General features: G+C 58.5%; 17 protein-coding genes. 7 read left to right on the forward strand and 10 right to left on the reverse strand.

Features of this window, described 5'->3' with window-relative positions:
* The first annotated feature begins 110 nt into the window (after positions 1-110).
* The 3 genes from AB4O11_RS04300 to AB4O11_RS04310 all read left to right on the forward strand — a co-directional run bounded on the left by AB4O11_RS04300 (position 111) and on the right by AB4O11_RS04310 (position 2,940).
* Positions 111-1,424 (forward strand): C4-dicarboxylate transporter DctA, encoded by a 1,314-nt coding sequence (locus tag AB4O11_RS04300; protein ID WP_064118745.1) that lies wholly within the window; start codon positions 111-113, stop codon positions 1,422-1,424.
* A gap of 82 nt (positions 1,425-1,506) precedes the next feature.
* On the forward strand, positions 1,507-2,211 hold the full coding sequence (locus tag AB4O11_RS04305) for a FadR/GntR family transcriptional regulator (protein WP_460130218.1): 705 nt from the start codon (positions 1,507-1,509) through the stop codon (positions 2,209-2,211).
* 18 nt (positions 2,212-2,229) lie between these two features.
* Complete coding sequence (locus AB4O11_RS04310) at positions 2,230-2,940, forward strand: GntR family transcriptional regulator (protein WP_460089019.1); 711 nt, start codon at positions 2,230-2,232, stop codon at positions 2,938-2,940.
* A 98-nt stretch (positions 2,941-3,038) separates the two neighbouring features.
* On the opposite strand, the gene yjiA is transcribed toward AB4O11_RS04310, so the two are convergent.
* The 3 genes from yjiA to AB4O11_RS04325 form a co-directional block, all read right to left on the reverse strand.
* Positions 3,039-4,010 carry a GTPase gene (gene yjiA, locus AB4O11_RS04315; RefSeq protein ID WP_186623973.1) on the reverse strand — a complete coding sequence of 324 codons (972 nt, stop codon included), beginning with the start codon at positions 4,008-4,010 and terminating at the stop codon, positions 3,039-3,041.
* 159 nt (positions 4,011-4,169) lie between these two features.
* Complete coding sequence (locus AB4O11_RS04320; protein WP_003228401.1) at positions 4,170-4,367, reverse strand: YbdD/YjiX family protein; 198 nt, start codon at positions 4,365-4,367, stop codon at positions 4,170-4,172.
* A gap of 15 nt (positions 4,368-4,382) precedes the next feature.
* Positions 4,383-6,449: a carbon starvation CstA family protein gene (locus AB4O11_RS04325; RefSeq protein ID WP_093434763.1), complete on the reverse strand. Its 2,067-nt coding sequence runs from the start codon at positions 6,447-6,449 to the stop codon at positions 4,383-4,385.
* Between the two features lie 159 nt (positions 6,450-6,608).
* Between AB4O11_RS04325 and AB4O11_RS04330 the strand changes: the two genes are divergently transcribed.
* Entirely contained in the window at positions 6,609-6,977 is a 369-nt protein-coding gene (locus AB4O11_RS04330; protein ID WP_093434760.1) for a PilZ domain-containing protein, read from the forward strand.
* Between the two features lie 118 nt (positions 6,978-7,095).
* On the opposite strand, the gene radA is transcribed toward AB4O11_RS04330, so the two are convergent.
* Genes radA through katB form a run of 3 tightly spaced genes read right to left on the reverse strand, consistent with a single transcriptional unit; the run spans position 7,096 to position 10,655 of the window.
* Positions 7,096-8,463 carry a DNA repair protein RadA gene (gene radA, locus AB4O11_RS04335; protein WP_007909773.1) on the reverse strand — a complete coding sequence of 456 codons (1,368 nt, stop codon included), beginning with the start codon at positions 8,461-8,463 and terminating at the stop codon, positions 7,096-7,098.
* Between the two features lie 45 nt (positions 8,464-8,508).
* A complete protein-coding gene (locus AB4O11_RS04340; RefSeq protein ID WP_460130220.1) occupies positions 8,509-9,054 on the reverse strand; it encodes an ankyrin repeat domain-containing protein in 546 nt (181 codons plus the stop codon).
* Positions 9,055-9,113: 59 nt separating this feature from the next.
* Positions 9,114-10,655, reverse strand: a complete 1,542-nt coding sequence (katB, locus tag AB4O11_RS04345; RefSeq protein WP_460130222.1) for a catalase KatB — start codon at positions 10,653-10,655, stop codon at positions 9,114-9,116.
* Between the two features lie 286 nt (positions 10,656-10,941).
* Between katB and mscL the strand changes: the two genes are divergently transcribed.
* Positions 10,942-11,355: a large-conductance mechanosensitive channel protein MscL gene (mscL, locus tag AB4O11_RS04350; RefSeq protein ID WP_093434751.1), complete on the forward strand. Its 414-nt coding sequence runs from the start codon at positions 10,942-10,944 to the stop codon at positions 11,353-11,355.
* A 46-nt stretch (positions 11,356-11,401) separates the two neighbouring features.
* Here mscL and AB4O11_RS04355 read toward each other — a convergent pair whose 3' ends face one another.
* Positions 11,402-12,178, reverse strand: coding sequence for a ferredoxin--NADP reductase (locus AB4O11_RS04355; protein ID WP_460130224.1), 777 nt, complete (start codon positions 12,176-12,178; stop codon positions 11,402-11,404).
* Between the two features lie 321 nt (positions 12,179-12,499).
* Between AB4O11_RS04355 and AB4O11_RS04360 the strand changes: the two genes are divergently transcribed.
* Both AB4O11_RS04360 and AB4O11_RS04365 read left to right on the forward strand, forming a co-directional pair.
* Positions 12,500-13,213, forward strand: a complete 714-nt coding sequence (locus AB4O11_RS04360; RefSeq protein WP_460096983.1) for an autoinducer binding domain-containing protein — start codon at positions 12,500-12,502, stop codon at positions 13,211-13,213.
* Positions 13,214-13,390: 177 nt separating this feature from the next.
* Entirely contained in the window at positions 13,391-14,515 is a 1,125-nt protein-coding gene (locus AB4O11_RS04365; protein WP_460130226.1) for a methyltransferase, read from the forward strand.
* A gap of 72 nt (positions 14,516-14,587) precedes the next feature.
* Here the strand turns inward: AB4O11_RS04365 and AB4O11_RS04370 are convergent, their stop codons facing one another.
* The 3 genes from AB4O11_RS04370 to AB4O11_RS04380 form a co-directional block, all read right to left on the reverse strand.
* Positions 14,588-14,755, reverse strand: coding sequence for a DUF2474 domain-containing protein (locus AB4O11_RS04370; RefSeq protein ID WP_194934856.1), 168 nt, complete (start codon positions 14,753-14,755; stop codon positions 14,588-14,590).
* Positions 14,756-14,831: 76 nt separating this feature from the next.
* Complete coding sequence (cydB, locus tag AB4O11_RS04375; RefSeq protein ID WP_093434736.1) at positions 14,832-15,839, reverse strand: cytochrome d ubiquinol oxidase subunit II; 1,008 nt, start codon at positions 15,837-15,839, stop codon at positions 14,832-14,834.
* A gap of 3 nt (positions 15,840-15,842) precedes the next feature.
* A complete protein-coding gene (locus AB4O11_RS04380; protein ID WP_460130228.1) occupies positions 15,843-17,285 on the reverse strand; it encodes a cytochrome ubiquinol oxidase subunit I in 1,443 nt (480 codons plus the stop codon).
* Positions 17,286-17,632 lie beyond the last annotated feature (347 nt).

A 17,632-nucleotide genomic window follows, 5' to 3' on the forward strand; every position in this document is an offset into this window, starting at 1 on the left:
GAGCGTAGACTGCACCTGCACTGGACATACCGGTAAGACCACAATAATTAAGTCCTGAATCTGATGCGTTCAAGCGCACGGCAGCCAGGACACCGACCAGGATTCCTCCCATGCTCAGATGGTGCTCGCGTTCAATCTTCCTCCAAGTGGTTCTCGGACTGATGCTCGGCATCGTCTGCGGGCTGACCCTTCCTGAATACTCGGCCCAGCTCAAACCGCTCGGCGACGGTTTCATCAAACTGATCAAGATGCTCATCGGCCTCATCGTGTTCTGCGTGGTGGTCAGCGGCATCAGCGGTGCCGGCGATCTGAAGAAGGTCGGGCGCATCGGCCTCAAATCGGTGATCTACTTCGAAGTCCTGACCACCATCGCGCTGGTGATCGGCCTGGTCTTCGCCTTCAGCACCGGCATCGGCAGCGGCGCGAATATCCATCTCGAGCAATTGTCCGCCGCCGATATGGGCGATATCGCCGAACGCGGCCAGCACATGCACACCACCACGCAGTTCCTGATGGACCTGATCCCAACCTCGGTGATCGGCGCCTTCGCCGACAACAACATCCTGCAAGTTCTGCTGTTTTCGGTGCTGTTCGGCAGCGCGTTGAATCTGGTCGGTGAAGCGGCCTCCGGGATCTCCCGACTGATCAACGAACTGAGCCATGTGATCTTCCGGATCATGGGCATGATCGTGCGTCTGGCACCGATCGGCGTGTTCGGCGCCATAGCCTTCACCACCAGCAAATACGGCCTCGATTCGCTGCAGCACCTGGGCAGTCTGGTCGGCTTGTTCTACCTGACCTGCATCGCATTCGTCAGCGTGATTCTCGGTCTGGTGATGCGTGCTTCCGGCCTGCGCATGTGGCCGCTGTTGAAGTATCTGCGTGAAGAACTGCTGATCGTCATGGGCACGGCATCGTCCGACGCCGTGCTGCCACAGATCATGCGCAAACTCGAACACCTCGGCATTGGCAGCTCGACCGTGGGTCTGGTGATTCCGACCGGCTACTCGTTCAACCTCGACGGTTTCTCGATCTACCTGACTTTGGCCATCGTATTCATTGCCAACGCCACCGGCACACCATTGGCGATGACTGACTTGCTGACGATTCTGCTGGTGTCGCTGATCACCTCGAAAGGAGCCCACGGGATTCCCGGTTCGGCACTGGTGATTCTCGCAGCGACGCTGACCGCGATCCCGGCTATTCCGGTGGTCGGCCTGGTGTTGGTGCTGGCCGTGGACTGGTTCATGGGCATCGGCCGGGCACTCACCAATCTCATCGGCAACTGCGTCGCCACGGTGGCGATCGCCCGTTGGGAAAAAGACATTGATGTACAGCGAGCCAACAAAGTACTGAGCGGTCAGCAGGGCTACACCTTTCAGCCGCGTAAAGCAGCAACTCCGGCGCACCAGCAGGAGTTCTGATTTCAACCCTGCGGGGCTGCCGCAAGCGGCGATTTTTTGATCGAATTTGCGGCGGCCCTCGCAGGCACATGGAGCAAGACAAGTGATTACCACATCAACCGTCGTCAACTCAGTCGTAGAAAAACTCCGCGCCGCATTGGCCAGCGGCCAGTGGCGCTCCGGCGACATGCTGCCGGGTCAGCGCGAACTGGCCGAACAACTGGGCATCAGCCGCCCGAGCCTGCGCGAAGCGGTGATCGTTCTGGAAACCCTTGGCCTCGTACGCTCGATGCCAGGCAAAGGCGTAGTCGTACTCGACGCGCAACTCAGCGACAGCCAAAGCCATGACAGTGCAGTCGCCGGCGCCAGCCTCGAAGACGTGCTGCAACTGCGCTACACCCTTGAGCCGTTCATTGTCGGTCTGGTCGCACAATCGATCAGCAGCAAGGAAGTCGGCCAGTTGCGCCTGACCCTGATGGACATGCGCGAAGCCCTCGAAGCCGGCGACAGTGAGGCCGGGGTCAGCGCCTACATCGCCTTCCACGAAGAGCTGTTCACCCTGACCTCGAATCCGATCTTCCAGAGTGTGGTGCAGCAAACCAGCAACGCCCTCAAGCAGAGCGCCGAGGTGCTGCGCAATTCGCCGGAGCATCTGGCCGAGCGCCTGGAAGAAAACGAAGCGGTGGTCCGCGCGATCCGCAGCAAGAACAGCGCCCAGGCCAGCGCCGAAATGCGTCGGCACATTTTGCGCGAAGGGCAGCGCATGGGCATTGAGCTGAATATTCCGGAAGACAACTTGAGTCGCTGATCCAATGGGAGACCGGTCATGAACAGTTTCGCCTCACCGTCGCCAACCCGATCGACTGCTGCCCCCCTGCCCTTCTCCCGCCTGCGCGCATCGGTGGAGGATCTGTATCCGCGGCTGTTCGATGCGATTCTGGAACAGCGCATCGATTCGGCCAGCCGTTTTACCGAGGACAGTTTGAAAGAGATGTTCGGCGCCAGTCGCGCCGACGTGCGCCGGGTGCTGACCCAACTGTCCCATGAGCACGTCATTGTCTTGCGCGCCAATCACCGGCCGCGGGTGGCGGCACCTGATCGGGAACAAACGCGGCAGGCCCTGCATGCGCGGCGGCTGACCGAGAGCACGCTGGTGCGTCTGGCCTGTCAGCGTCCGCAGGCAGACGATTTGAAGCACCTTCGCACGCTGATCGAGCGCGAACGTCAAGCGGTCGAGCAGGATCGGCGGGGTGCGGCGATTCGCTTGTCCGGGGAGTTTCATCTGCAATTAGCACAAATGGCGGGGAATGCACCACTGGCGCATTTTCTTGGCAGTCTGGTGCCGCTGACGTCACTGGCGATTGCGCGAAGTGAGGGCCAGACGCATAGCTGTTGCGCTTGGAAGGAGCATTTGGCGTTGGTGGAAGCAGTAGAGCGAGGCGATGCTTCCAAGGCCGGGATGCTGATGAATCGGCATTTGAATCTTCTTGAACAGACACTGCTCGGTTCAGACCTTGAGCATTGTGCTGTCGGTTAGATAGCTATCGCGAGCAGGCTCACTCCTACATTTGAAATGCGTTCCCCTGTAGGAGTGAGCCTGCTCGCGATGGCGTCATTACGGGCACCGAAAGCCCATCAGGCAGAAGCCACTCTGGCAAACCCCGCCCGAATCTTCTCTTCCGGCAAATCATCGGCAATAAACACAATCACACTTTCCCGCGCCTCACCCTCGGCCCATTCGGTATCCCAGTCAAAACCATAAAGCTTCAACACCCCCTGAAACACCAGGCGCCGATCCTCACCCGCGATGTTCAGCACACCTTTGTAACGCAACAATTGCTTACCGTGCTCTTCGAGCAATTCATTCATGAACTCGCTGAGCTGATCGATATCCAGCGGCTGATCGGTGCGCAATACCAGACTCGAAATACGATCAATTGACGGCGCCTTGCTCACCGGACGCAGGCTCAATCCGCCGCCGAGATCGGCGTTGAGGTTGAAGCCGCGCACATCAAGAAGTTCTGCCAGATCAATGGTGCCGTGCTCGACTACACGAATCGGCGCCCGGCGGTTGATCCGTGTCAGCCGTTCGCTCAGCGCGTTGAACGTGGCTTCGTCGACCAGATCGGTCTTGCTCACCAACAAGCGGTCGGCAAAACCGATCTGCGCCTGGGCGATGGTCTGGGTCAGGTGTACGTCGGCGTGGGCGGCATCGACCAGGGTGATGATGCCGTCGAGCAGGTAGCGCTCGCGCAATTCCTCATCGATGAAAAAGGTCTGCGCCACGGGTGCCGGATCGGCCAGGCCGGTGCACTCGATGACCAGACGATCGAACGCGATCTCACCGCTGTCCAGCCGTTCAAGCAGCAGGTACAGCGCTTTGGTCAGGTCTGTGTGAATGGTGCAGCACACGCAGCCGTTGGCCAGGGTCATGACTTGCACCGGCTCATCACCGAGCAACTGAGTGTCGATGCCAGCGTCGCTGAATTCGTTTTCGATCACGGCGATTTTCAGGCCGTGCTCGGCTTTGAGGATATGGCGCAGCAAGGTGGTCTTACCGGCGCCGAGGAAACCGCTGAGTACCGTGACCGGGATGGGAGAGGACAAAACTCGATCTCCTTCAAATGAATGAACAACACAAAAACAAATGTGGGAGCGAGCTTGCTCGCGAAAGCGGTGTGCCAGTCAAATTATTCATCAACTGACATTCCGTATTCGCGAGCAGGCTCGCTCCCACAGGGATTACCTCAACCTTGCGCTGTCAGCTCAACAGCACTTCGGCCCACCCTTGCCACCGTAACGCGCCTCCTGACGTTCGCGAAAGAACATCTCGTAGCTCATCACCGGTTTGTCCGGGTGCTTGGTTTGCATATGCTCGACGTAGGTGTCGTAGTCGGGCATGCCGACCATCAGACGCGCGGCCTGACCGAGGTATTTACCGAGGCGACTCAGGTCATTGAACATGGTGCAATCCTCTGGTTACGCATCCGGCAGGGCCTGGAATGGCGATTCTTTATCCGTACGCTCTTTCTTGCCCCAGGCGGCGATGCCGACCTTCAGCGCATAGAACAGGATGCTGAAGACCACGAACAGGAACAGCGCGGTAAGCGTTGCGTTGGTATAAGCGTTGAAGATCACGTGCTGCATCTGCTCGACGCTTTTTGCCGGTGCCAGCACCTGACCATTGGCCAGCGCATCGCTGTATTTCTTGGCCAGCGACAGGAAACCGATCGCCGGGTTGGCATCGAACAGTTTGATGAAGCCAGCGGTCGTGGTGCAGATCAACAGCCAGGTGGCTGGCAGCAGGGTGACCCAGATGTAGCGCTGACGCTTCATCTTGATCAGCACCACGGTGCCGAGCATCAGCGCGATACCGGCCAGCATCTGGTTGGAGATACCGAACAATGGCCACAAGGTATTGATGCCGCCCAACGGATCGATCACGCCTTGGTACAGCAACCAGCCCCACATCGCCACACAACCGGCGGTGGCGATCAGGTTGGCAGTCCACGACTCGGTGCGTCTCAGCGCCGGCACGAAAGAACCGAGCAGATCCTGCAGCATGAAACGCCCGGCACGGGTGCCGGCGTCCACAGCCGTCAGGATGAACAGCGCTTCGAACAGAATCGCGAAGTGGTACCAGAACGCCATGGTGTTTTCACCCGGCAGGACACTGTGCAGGATCTGCGCGATACCGACCGCCAGGGTCGGCGCACCGCCGGCACGGGCCAGAATGGTGGTTTCACCAATGTCATGCGCCACGGCTTGCAGCGCTTCCGGCGTGATCGCGAAGCCCCAGCTGGAAACCACTTGCGCAACCGATGCGACATCACTGCCGACCACAGCAGCCGGGCTGTTCATGGCGAAGTACACGCCAGGCTCGATCACCGACGCGGCAACCATGGCCATGATCGCCACGAACGATTCCATCAACATGCCGCCGTAGCCGATGTAGCGAGCGTTGGTTTCGTTATCCAGCAGCTTCGGCGTGGTGCCCGAAGAGATCAGTGCGTGGAAACCGGATACCGCGCCGCAGGCGATGGTGATGAACAGGAACGGGAACAGACCGCCCTTCCACACCGGGCCAGTGCCGTCGACGAACTGGGTCAGCGCCGGCATTTTCAGCTCGGGCATGGTGATCAGAATACCGATCGCCAGAGCGACGATGGTGCCGATTTTCAGGAACGTCGACAGATAGTCGCGCGGTGCCAGAATCAGCCAAACCGGCAGCGATGCAGCGACGAAACCGTAACCGACCAGCATCCAGGTAATCTGCACGCCGGTGAAGGTGAAGGCCTTGGCCCACACCGGATCAGCGGCGATCTGACCACCGAGCCAGATCGACCCGAGCAGCAGCAACACGCCGACCACGGAGATTTCGCCGATGCGGCCCGGGCGGATGTAGCGCATGTAAATGCCCATGAACATCGCGATCGGAATGGTCGCCATTACGGTGAAGATGCCCCACGGGCTCTCGGCCAACGCTTTAACCACGATCAGCGCCAGCACCGCGAGGATGATGATCATGATCAGGAAGCAGCCGAACAGGGCGATGGTGCCGGGCACGCGGCCCATTTCTTCACGCACCATGTCGCCCAGGGAACGGCCGTTGCGCCGGGTCGACATGAACAACACCATGAAGTCCTGCACCGCGCCCGCCAGCACCACGCCGGCAATCAGCCAGAGCGTGCCGGGCAAGTAGCCCATCTGCGCGGCCAGCACCGGGCCGACCAAAGGTCCGGCGCCCGCGATCGCGGCGAAGTGGTGACCGAAAAGAATGTGTTTGTTGGTCGGCACATAGTCCAGACCGTCGTTGTTGAGCACGGCGGGGGTTGCCCGACGCGGGTCCAGTTGCATCACATTGTTGGCGATGAACAGACTGTAGTAACGGTACGCAACCAGATAAATGGCCACAGCGGCGACCACGATCCACAAGGCGTTGATTGCCTCGCCGCGGCGCAATGCCACTACGCCAAGGGCGCACGCTCCTACGATTGCCAGCACTAGCCAGGGTAAGTGGCGTAGCAGGCTATTATTATTTTTCATTTTATTATTCCAGCCAGGGTGGACAAGAAAGACAGCCACCCCGAGTTTAGCGCTTACGGCGCCAAAGGCCATACCCCGACGTTGGTCTAGACGCTTTAGCGATTGGCTGGCGCCCGCATTCGCGGTCTATAGTCAGCGAACCTTCATGAGGATTGCGCCATGAGCGAGCACCCAGCTGAGCGTCGCCGCTTCAAACGTATCGCGTTCGATGCCAAGACTGAATTGAGTCAGGGCGAGTACATCTGGCCGGTCAAACTGATTGATCTGTCGCTCAAGGGTCTGTTGATCGATAAACCCGAGCCGTGGCTAGGTGATCGGGAGCGGCATTTTCTGGTCGATATTCATCTCAACGATGAGGTCGGCATCAAGATGGAGGTGCAACTGACCCACGACGACCATGGCCAGCTCGGCTTCGTCTGCAAGCACATCAGCCTGGAGTCCATCGAACGCCTGCGGCGCTTGATTGAGTTCAACCTGGGTGACCCGCAGGAGCTGGAACGCGAACTGGGTGCCTTGATCGAAATCTAGCCATCACTGCAAATCCCCTGTGGGAGCGAGCGTGCTCGCGAAGACGGTGTGTCATTGAGCAATGCTGCCGACTGACACGACCCCTTCGCGAGCAGGCTCGCTCCCACAGGTTCGGAGTTCACTCAAACAATGCGTCGAGGGCCTGTTCGAGGCGGGTCACGGCGATGATCTGCAAACCCGGAGGCGATTCCTTCGGCGCATTGCCCTTCGGCACGATCGCCCGCTTGAAGCCATGCTTGGCCGCCTCCTTCAGACGCTCCTGCCCACTCGGCACCGGGCGCACTTCACCCGACAACCCGACCTCACCGAACACCAGCAGATCATGCGGCAACGGCCGGTTGCGCAAGCTCGACATGACCGCCGCCATCAACGCCAGATCCGATGCTGTCTCCAACACCTTTACCCCACCGACCACGTTAAGGAACACGTCCTGATCATGGGTCGGAATGCCGCCATGGCGATGCAAAACTGCGAGCAACATCGCCAAACGGTTTTGATCCAGCCCCAGCGTCACCCGACGCGGATTGGCCAGATGGCTGTCATCAACCAGCGCCTGCACTTCCACCAGCATCGGCCGCGTGCCTTCCCACGTGGCCATGACCACGCTGCCGGGGACTTCTTCCTGCGCACGAGTGAGAAAAATCGCCGAAGGGTTGGAGACTTCTTTCAACCCCTTGTCGGTCATGCCGAACACACCGAGTTCGTTGACCGCACCGAAACGGTTTTTCACCGCACGCAGCAAACGCAAACGCCCATCGGACTCGCCTTCGAAATACAGCACAGTGTCTACCATGTGCTCCAAGACGCGAGGACCGGCCAGCGCGCCCTCCTTGGTCACGTGGCCGACGAGAAAAATCGCCGTGCCGCTCTGTTTTGCATAACGCACCAGCAGCGCCGCGCTCTCACGTACCTGGGAAACACCGCCGGGGGCCGATTGCAGCTGTTCGGTGAAGATCGTCTGGATCGAGTCGATCACCATCACCTTGGGCTTTTCCTGACGGGCGGTGGCGATGATGGTTTCGATGCAGGTTTCGGTCATTACCCGCAGTTGATCCTGCGGTAAGCCGAGGCGCCGGGCACGCATGGCCACTTGCTGTTGGGATTCTTCGCCGGTGACGTAGAGAGCCGGCATGCTTTTGGCCAGGTTGCACAAGGTCTGCAACAGAATGGTCGATTTGCCGATACCCGGATCACCGCCGATCAGCACCACAGAGCCGTCGACCAGACCGCCACCGAGGACCCGGTCCAGCTCACCCGACGCTGTGGAAAAGCGCGGAATTTCTTCGATGCTGACTTCGGCCAGGGTCTTGATCTGCGCCTGCTGCCCGGCCCAGCCGGTGCGGCCGGTCGGTGCCGTGGCGCCGCCGCTTTCGATCATGGTCTCGGTCAGGGTGTTCCAGGCGCCGCACTCGCCGCACTGGCCCGCCCACTTGGGAAAGGTTGCGCCGCACTCGGTGCAACCGTACATGCGCTTGGCCTTGGCCATCAGAACCCCCGACAAAAACCGCGATGATAACGCACGTACCGCCGATCAGCGCGGCGCCGCACTACGGATTTCGCCACTGGCCAGACGCGCGGCGCTATTACCCAACGGATCTTCGGCATTCAGGTCCGCGCCCTTGGCCTTCAGCGCATCGAGCAATTCCAGACGCTTGAACAATCCGGCGTACATGGCTGCCGTCTGCCCGGCGCCATTGCGCTGATCGGGGCTGCAATCGGTGGCCATCAAGCGTCGGGCGATCTGTACTTCACCTTTGAAAATCGCCCCCATCAGCGCGGTGTTGCCACGTTGATCCTGGGCACAGGCATCGGCACCGGCTGCAAGTAAGCGCTCCACGGCCGGAGCCTGACCGTGATAGGCCGCCAGAATCAGCGCGGTGTAACCCTTGCTGTCGCGGGTGTCGAGGGAATACCCGGACTCGATGAACGTGTCGAGCATCGGCACATCACCGCGTCGGGCCGCATCGAAGTAATAGTCGCGCAGTTGCGCCTGGATTGCCTCGGGACTCTGCTCGACCGGTGCCGCCCATGCCGCGAACGACAGGCAACCGGCCAAGAGTAAAAGACAGCTTCGCATCAGCATTCTCCTTTAACGGAACGGGGCCTGACTCAGGCCCCGCGTGCGCTGCATCGGTATCAGTCGACCAGTTTCGCTGCCAGCGCCTTGACCCGGCTCAGGTCGCCTTTGGCCACTTCAGTGACGCCAGTGCCATATTCCGGATCGGCCTTATAAAGGAAGGACAGGATGATGTGCTTGCTCTCGTCATCGGTGGTTGCCAGCGAGCCGCCGAAGCTGTCGATCAAGTCCCGGCGTTCTTGCTTGCTGAACGAGCGATACAGATCGCCGGCCTGCTTGAAGTTCTGCTCACGCTGGATTTTCGCCTGCTGGGTGCTGCCCGATAGCGCCGATTGGCTGTAACGCGCGCTTGGCGTCTCGTCACGGGGTTGCAGTCGGCTTGGCTGGTAGTTCACACCGCTGTTGCTGGCACCGAAGTTCATTGCGCCATCCTGATTGCCATTGTTCACGGCAACTTTCGGCGCATTGATCGGCAATTGCAGGGCATTGGCACCCACGCGATACATTTGCGTATCGGCATAGGAGAACACTCGACCTTGTAACAAACGGTCTTCGGAAGGTTCGATACCTGGAACTACATTGGCTGGCGCCATGGCCACTTGTTCGGTTTCCTGGAAGACATTCGCCGGATTACGGTTCAACACCATTTGTCCAACTTTTCGCTCAGGAATACCTGGCCAGATCTTGGTAGCGTCTAATGGATCAAATTCAAACTTGGACAAATCTTGTGGTTTCAGCACTTGAATGTACAAGTCCCATTTCGGGAAGTTACCTTTATTAATGTTGCTCACCAGGTCATTGGTCATATGACTGTAGTCTTGACCCTGGACGTTCGCGACTTGTTTTGGCGTGAGGTTATTAAGTCCCTGCAAGCTCTTCCAGTGAAACTTGACGTAGTGGACTTCACCCTTGGCGTTAATCAACTTGTAAGCATGAACACCATTACCGTCCATTTCTCGATAACTGGCCGGCGTTCCCGAGTTCGAATACAACTCGGTCAGGGTACGGGTGGCTTCCGGTACATGGGAGAAGAAGTCGAATCGGCGAGAATCGTCATCTAGGTTAGTCCGAGGGTCCGGTTTGAAGGCATGCACCATGTCCGGAAACTTGATCGCGTCACGGATGAAAAAGGTCGGGAAATTGTTGCCGACCAGGTCCCAGTTGCCGTCGGCCGTGTAGAACTTGGTGGCGAAACCTCGTGGATCACGCAGGGTTTCCGGCGAGTGATTACCGTGCACCACCGCAGAGAAGCGTACGAACACCGGTGTGCTCTGGCCAGCAGCAAACACTTTGGCCTTGCTCAGGTCGCTGAGATCGTTGGTGACCGTGAACGTGCCATGGGCGCCAGTGCCTCGGGCGTGAACCACGCGCTCGGGAATGCGCTCGCGATCGAAGCGCTGCAGCTTCTGAATCAACTGCACATCCTGCAGCAGCACCGGGCCGCTGGCACCGGCGGTCTGCGAGTTCTGATTGTCGCCGACGGCGGCACCGTTATCGCGGGTCAGGGGCGCGGCGTTAACCGAAAAGGTCAACAGGCTGGCGGTGAGTACACCGAGGGTGCGGCGACGGGGAAAAGCCCCCAGTCCAAGTGCGGAATTCATATCAGGATCCTCTGGTTGTTTTGGGGCGCATCCAGATGCGCCAACCCAAGGCTAGAGGCCTGCGGCGTTAAACATAAATAGAAAGAACGTAACACCATGATTGAGAAAATTGGCTTTCCGATCAGCGAGTTACAGTATATTTCGCGCGCGATTGATGGCACTTTGCAAACTAATCGCCAATTGATGTGTCGATAAAAACGGGCATTGTAAGAAGGTGTTTCGCGCAGGACGCGTTTTGCTGATTTACACTGCGTACACCAAACTCATCTGTAACAAGGAAATAACTATGGGCGTGCTTAGCGAGTTCAAGGCCTTCGCGGTCAAAGGCAATGTGGTCGACATGGCCGTTGGTATCATCATCGGTGCTGCCTTCGGCAAGATTGTTTCGTCATTTGTCGGTGACGTCATCATGCCGCCAATCGGCCTGTTGATCGGTGGGGTGGACTTCAGTGATCTGGCCGTCACGCTCAAGGCCGCCGAGGGCAATGCGCCTGCAGTGGTAATGGCCTACGGCAAATTCCTGCAGACCATTCTGGACTTCGTGATCGTCGCGTTCGCCATTTTCATGGGTGTCAAAGCGATCAACCGCCTCAAACGCGAAGAAGCCGTGGCCCCTACCCTGCCACCGGTTCCGACCAAGGAAGAAGAGTTGCTGGGCGAGATCCGCGACTTGCTCAAGGCCCAGAACACCCGGCCCTGAATGCTGTGCACGATAGAAACAACGGCGCCTTCGAGGCGCCGTTTGTTTACCAGTAATTTTCCACAGCCACCTGACCGGGCCGGCGGGTCAGGCTGAGGCTCATGTGGCGTTTTTTCAGCAGCGCGCGGGTGTCATCGATCATCTGTGGATTGCCGCACAGCATGACGCGCGAATGCTCCATCGACAGCTCCACACCCGCGGCGCGCTCCAGTTCACCATTTTCAATCAGGGTAGTGATGCGCCCGTGCAATGCGTCAGGATGCGCTTCACGCGTCACCGTCGTGATGAACTGCAACTTGTGCGCATGTTCGCTAAGGTATTCACGCTGCGTGAGTCCGGCAATCAACGCCTGATAGGCCAACTCCCGCGCCTCGCGCACGCTGTACACCAGAATGATTCGCTCGAATTTTTCCCAGACTTCGAAGTCCTGCAAAATCGACAGAAACGGCGCTACCCCGGTGCCTGTGGATAACAGCCACAGATCGCGACCGTCGACGAAACGGTCCAGCGTCAGGTAGCCGAAAGCCTGGCGATCCACCAGCAAGGTGTCGCCGACCTGCAGCCGACTCAGCTCACTGGTGAACTCCCCGCCCGGCACGACAATGGAAAAGAACTCGAGAAACTCGTCAAAAGGCGACGACACCATCGAATAGGCACGCCACACAATGCTGCCATCGGCTTTGGCCACACCGAGCCTGGCAAACTGCCCGGCGCGGAAACGGAACCCTGCATCCCGACTGGTACGCAAGGTAAACAGGCTTGGGGTCAAGGGTTGAACATCAAGCAATGTCTGCGTGGTGTATTTCTCGGCACTGGCGGTCATGAGGCACTCCATTGAACGATTGCTGCCAGTGTCGCGCATATTGGTCGCCTTAAACACCGACGATGAGTAATGGCATTCAGCTATTCACCTACATGAATAGCAACTCAATTCATCAAGAAACCTTAAATGTAAAACTGAAAGTTAGGATGACGACCTGAATACTAAACGCCGTCATTCGCTAAGAACCTTTTATAAAAACATTCTCACCATCAATATCGAAAAAATTTAATGCCCCTTGTATGAAACGTCCTACACTCTGTTGCGTGCCGGATCTTTTGGATCCATTTTGCGCCCCCCCGCAATACCAATGGAGATTCTGTAATGGAAACGTGGAAGGAGTCGCAGTTAAAGCAACTGACTTTCGCCAGGGATATAGACGCTGCTTATACGATTCTGTTGAGATTCGCCGAAAACCTGGGCTTTAATTTTTGTGCCATTTCGGTTACTTCACCCAATCGGGAACTACGTCTTGATCCCTTGCAAATCAACAACTACCCCAAAGAATGGAACGCACAATATGATCAGAAACATTACAGTAAAATCGACCCACTGATAGCACACTGCAATCACTCAATGATGCCCATCGTCTGGAGCGAATCGGTATTCGCAGAAAAGCCTCAGCTTTGGCAGGGTTTGCAGCAATATGGACTGCAATATGGCTGGTCACAGTCGTTCCACCATGAACAAAGCGGTTTGTGCAGCATTATCAGCCTGGCGCGCAAGCATTGCCCCATCAGTCCTCTGGAGTTGTATGAACATTTTGGTTATATGTTCTACGCCACCAGTCACCTGAGTGAACTGTTCGCCAGGACGCTGCCGCCCCAATCTCTCAAGCCCCGCCAACCGCACCTGTCGCCCCGCGAACTGGAGGTTCTGCAATTGTCAGCCGGCGGCAAGACCGCTTATGAGATTTCGAAAATCCTCAGCCTGAGCGAACGCACCGTGAACTACCACGTGCAGAACGTCATCGAGAAACTCAACGTCTGCAACAAGATTTCCGCTGTCATCGCGGCCGCCAGAGCCGGCATCATCTAATCAAGCAGTCTTGCGTCCCCTATAAAACGTGCAGGTAATAACCAAGAAAAAAACGTACCATTCGCGACCCTCCTGAGTGATGACGTGAACGTTCGGCGTTGCAGTACACTCGGTCGGTGCCGCAGCACAATGTCAGGGCTGTGGAACACCCCGTTGATTACCCTGAGTTCCCGCCCCATGCCTTTGCTTGATACGCCCTTTGCCCAACTCGACCTGATCCGCCAGCCCGAACAGCAGAACGAACCGCTGCAAGCCTTCGATGCCGCTGACGAATACCTGCTCAACCATCTGGCGGCGCAGCAACCGGCGGCGGACACGCACGTATTGGTGCTCAACGACAGCTTCGGTGCCTTGGCTGCCAGTTTGTCAAGCAAGGTCAGGGTCAGTAGCAGCGGTGACTCATTCCTCGGTTTCCAGGGGTTGGAAAAAAACCTGCTGCGCAATGGTCAGGCATTCGACGCTGTTCGCGGGATCCCCGCCAGCGAGCCATTGGTCGGACCGTTTGATCGGGTGCTGATCCGCGTGCCGAAAACCCTTGCACTGCTGGAAGAACAACTGATCCGTTTACAGGGGCAACTCGCGCCCGGCGCTGAAGTCGTCGCAGCGGCCATGGTCAAACACCTGCCACGCGCCGCCGGTGATCTGCTTGAACGCTATATTGGTCCGGTGCAAGCCTCGCTGGCGGTGAAAAAGGCTCGCTTGTTGATCGCCACGCCTGAAGCAAAAGCCCCGGCCGTCTCGCCCTACCCGTCACGCTATCGCCTCGACGAGCCACCGATCGAGTTGCTCAACCACGCCAACGTGTTCTGTCGCGAAGGCCTGGATATCGGCACGCGAGCCTTCCTGCCGCATCTGCCGAAAAATCTGGGGAGCGCCCGAGTCGCCGATCTGGGCTGTGGCAACGGTGTACTGGCAATCGCGAGTGCTCTGCAGAACCCTGATGCGCACTACACGCTGGTTGACGAGTCGTACATGGCGGTGCAATCGGCTGGCGAAAACTGGCGCGCAGCACTGGGCGATCGCGAAGTGATCGTGCGGGCCGGCGACGGTCTGGCCGGACAGGAAGCGCAGTCGCTGGACGTGGTGCTGTGCAATCCGCCGTTTCATCAGCAGCAGGTGGTGGGCGATTTCCTCGCCTGGCGCATGTTCCAGCAGGCGCGCGAAGCGCTGGTAGTGGGTGGCGCGCTGTACATCGTCGGCAACCGTCATCTGGGTTACCACAGCAAACTGGCGCGGCTGTTCCGCGGCGTCGAGCAAGTGGCGGCCACGCCAAAGTTCGTCATTATCAAAGCGCGCAAGTAAACCTCAAGGCAAAAAAAACCCTCCGTGAGGAGGGTTGCAAAACCGTACCCGAAGGCGCCGGGACGGGATGATTCAGTGTGTGGTCAGGCCTGCCGCATTCATGAACAGGCGCATCAGGCTGGCAGCGATAAACAGCGCACCGACGCTACCGACCCAGATCAAGGCCAACCAGCCGAGCCGCTGCCACAGCGGTTTTTTTTCGGCTTCTTCAATGTCGTGCAGGGAATGTTTGCCGGTCATTGTTTCGATCCTCAGTAAGATCGATGGCGCCGTTGCCGACGCCATCGCGAGCAAGCTCGCTGCCAAAGGGTTTCGCTTAGTGATAACCGTCCTCATGGGTGACCTTGCCGCGGAACACGTAGTAGCTCCAGAAGGTGTAACCCAGGATGAACGGAATGATGAACAGCGTACCCACCAGCATGAAGCCCTGACTTTGCGGCGGTGCGGCGGCGTCCCAGATCGAGATCGACGGCGGCACGATATTCGGCCACAGGCTGATGCCCAGACCGCTGTAGCCGAGGAAGATCAGCACCAGGGTCAGCAGGAACGGCATGTAGTTGGCATTGCGCGCCACAGCGCGGATCAGGCCGTACATTGTCACCAACACCAGAATCGGCACCGGCATGAACCAGAACAGGTTCGGCATGCTGAACCAGCGCGAAGCGATTTCCGGGTGTGCCAGCGGTGTCCACAGGCTGACGACACCGATCACCGCCAACAGCACGAATGCCAGTGGCCGCGCCAGATTGTGCATTTGCTCTTGCAACTTGCCTTCGGTTTTCATGATCAGCCAGGTGCAGCCGAGCAAGGCATACGCCACCACGAGTGCGGCGCCGCAGAACAGGGTGAACGGTGTCAGCCAATCCAGTGAGCCGCCGGCGAACTGCCGATTGACCACCGGCAAGCCGTCGATGAACGCGCCCAGCGCCACGCCCTGGAAGAACGTCGCCGCCACCGAGCCGCCGATAAAGGCTTTGTCCCACAAGTGGCGCTTGTCGTCCTTGGCCTTGAAGCGGAACTCGAACGCCACGCCGCGGAAGATCAATCCGATCAGCATGAAGATCAGCGGCAAGTACAGCGCCGACAACACCACCGAATAAGCCAGCGGGAAGGCGCCGAACAACGCCGCGCCGCCCAGTACCAGCCAGGTTTCGTTGCCGTCCCAGACCGGCGCGACCGTATTCATCATTACGTCACGGTCGACTTTGCCCGGGATGAACGGGAAGAGAATCCCGATGCCCAGATCGAAGCCGTCCATGACCACGTACATCATGATGCCGAAGATGATGATCACGGCCCAGATCAGCGGAAGATCAATACCCATGGCTCAAATCTCCTTGGTCAGGCTGGGGGTGTCGTGATCGGCATCGGCCGAATCGTCGGCGGCGGACAACGGACGCGCCGGCGTACGCTGCTTGCCCGGACCACCGTCCGGCGTCTCGGCGCCTTCGCTGATCTTCGGCCCTTTGCGCACCAGGCGCATCATGTAACCGAGACCTGCACCGAACAGGGCGAAATACACCACCACAAACATGATCAGGGTGATGCTCATCTGCATGAAGCTGTGGTTTGAAGACGCATCCGCCGTGCGCATCAGCCCGTAGACCACCCACGGCTGACGGCCGATCTCGGTGGTGAACCAGCCAGCGAGAATCGCGATCAGGCCGGAAGGCCCCATCCACAAGGCCAGATAGAGGAACGGCCGTGAGGTGTAGAGCGTGTCGCGCTTACGCAGCCACAGGCTCCACAGACCGGTGAAGATCATCAGGAAACCGAGGCCGACCATGATCCGGAACGACCAGAACACGATGGTCGAATTCGGCCGGTCTTCCGGCGGGAATTCCTTGAGCGCCGGGACCTGTTTGTCCAGCGAGTGAGTGAGGATCAGACTGCCGAGGTACGGGATCTCCACGGCGAATTTGGTTTTCTCTTCTTTCATGTCCGGCCAGCCGAACAGGATCAGCGGCGTCGCTTCGTCGCCTTTGTTTTCCCAGTGACCTTCGATCGCGGCGATTTTCGCCGGCTGATGCTCGAGCGTATTCAGGCCATGGAAGTCGCCGATGATGGCCTGGATCGGCGCGACGATCAGCGCCATCCACATCGCCATCGACAGCATCGTGCGGATCGCCGGATTGTCCTTGCCGCGCAGCAAGTGCCAGGCCGCCGAAGAGCCGACGAAGAACGCCGTGGCGACAAACGCAGCCGTTGCCATGTGCATCAGACGATAAGGGAACGAAGGGTTGAAAATGATTGCCAGCCAGTCGGTGGGGATTACCTGACCGTTGACGATCTCGAAGCCCTGCGGAGTCTGCATCCAGCTATTGGACGCGAGAATCCAGAACGTCGAAATCAGCGTGCCGATGGCCACCATGACGGTGGAAAAGAAGTGCAGCCCACGTCCGACCTTATTCCAGCCAAACAGCATCACCCCGAGGAAACCGGCCTCAAGGAAGAATGCCGTGAGCACTTCATAGGTCAGCAACGGCCCGGTGACGGCACCGGCGAAGTCCGAGAAGCGGCTCCAGTTGGTGCCGAACTGGTAGGCCATGACGAGCCCCGAGACCACGCCCATGCCGAAGTTGACGGCAAAGATCTTCGACCAGAAATGGTAAAGGTCACGGTAGGTGTCGTTATGGGTTTTCAGCCACAAGCCTTCGAGCACCGCGAGGTAACTCGCCAGGCCGATGGTGATGGCCGGGAACAGGATGTGGAACGAAATGGTGAACGCGAACTGAATTCGGGCGAGATCGAGTGCCTCTAAACCGAACATAAGTCTTCCTCTGTCAGGTAATACCGGCTTCGGGGCTTGTGGCCCCTGCGCCTACTGCCCCCACGGATATGGAGTGCGGCGAATTCTGATTCGTTCTTTTTTAACAACCATCGCAACGCAGGGAGTCTGGCCAACGGGCCACCAGAGCATGGCCCGGGAGGGTCTTGATCTGGATCAAGCAACGTTGAAAGAGTAGTCCCATTTCCGACGAACAACTGCGTGGTCGTTTGCCGCGTGACAAGTTGCCTCATCGGCGCGGCAATGCTCTGCAATGGATTTCTTGCGGCGAGCTGGAGGAAATCGATGTCTGGCTAACTAAATTTTTTGTCATAGCAACTTCCTGTTAC

The sequence above is a fragment of the Pseudomonas sp. H1_D05 genome (genome assembly GCF_054682705.1).

Bases quoted from the DNA above. Each gene is read 5' to 3' on its own strand.
- AB4O11_RS04300 (WP_064118745.1), top strand. From the start codon at position 111: ATGCTCAGATGGTGCTCGCGTTCAATCTTCCTCCAAGTGGTTCTCGGA.
- AB4O11_RS04310 (WP_460089019.1), top strand. From the start codon at position 2,230: ATGAACAGTTTCGCCTCACCGTCGCCAACCCGATCGACTGCTGCCCCC.
- AB4O11_RS04320 (WP_003228401.1), bottom strand. From the start codon at position 4,367: ATGTTCAATGACCTGAGTCGCCTCGGTAAATACCTCGGTCAGGCCGCG.
- AB4O11_RS04325 (WP_093434763.1), bottom strand. From the start codon at position 6,449: ATGAAAAATAATAATAGCCTGCTACGCCACTTACCCTGGCTAGTGCTG.
- AB4O11_RS04330 (WP_093434760.1), top strand. From the start codon at position 6,609: ATGAGCGAGCACCCAGCTGAGCGTCGCCGCTTCAAACGTATCGCGTTC.
- radA (WP_007909773.1), bottom strand. From the start codon at position 8,463: ATGGCCAAGGCCAAGCGCATGTACGGTTGCACCGAGTGCGGCGCAACC.
- AB4O11_RS04340 (WP_460130220.1), bottom strand. From the start codon at position 9,054: ATGCGAAGCTGTCTTTTACTCTTGGCCGGTTGCCTGTCGTTCGCGGCA.
- katB (WP_460130222.1), bottom strand. From the start codon at position 10,655: ATGAATTCCGCACTTGGACTGGGGGCTTTTCCCCGTCGCCGCACCCTC.
- mscL (WP_093434751.1), top strand. From the start codon at position 10,942: ATGGGCGTGCTTAGCGAGTTCAAGGCCTTCGCGGTCAAAGGCAATGTG.
- AB4O11_RS04355 (WP_460130224.1), bottom strand. From the start codon at position 12,178: ATGACCGCCAGTGCCGAGAAATACACCACGCAGACATTGCTTGATGTT.
- AB4O11_RS04360 (WP_460096983.1), top strand. From the start codon at position 12,500: ATGGAAACGTGGAAGGAGTCGCAGTTAAAGCAACTGACTTTCGCCAGG.
- AB4O11_RS04365 (WP_460130226.1), top strand. From the start codon at position 13,391: ATGCCTTTGCTTGATACGCCCTTTGCCCAACTCGACCTGATCCGCCAG.
- AB4O11_RS04370 (WP_194934856.1), bottom strand. From the start codon at position 14,755: ATGACCGGCAAACATTCCCTGCACGACATTGAAGAAGCCGAAAAAAAA.
- cydB (WP_093434736.1), bottom strand. From the start codon at position 15,839: ATGGGTATTGATCTTCCGCTGATCTGGGCCGTGATCATCATCTTCGGC.
- AB4O11_RS04380 (WP_460130228.1), bottom strand. From the start codon at position 17,285: ATGTTCGGTTTAGAGGCACTCGATCTCGCCCGAATTCAGTTCGCGTTC.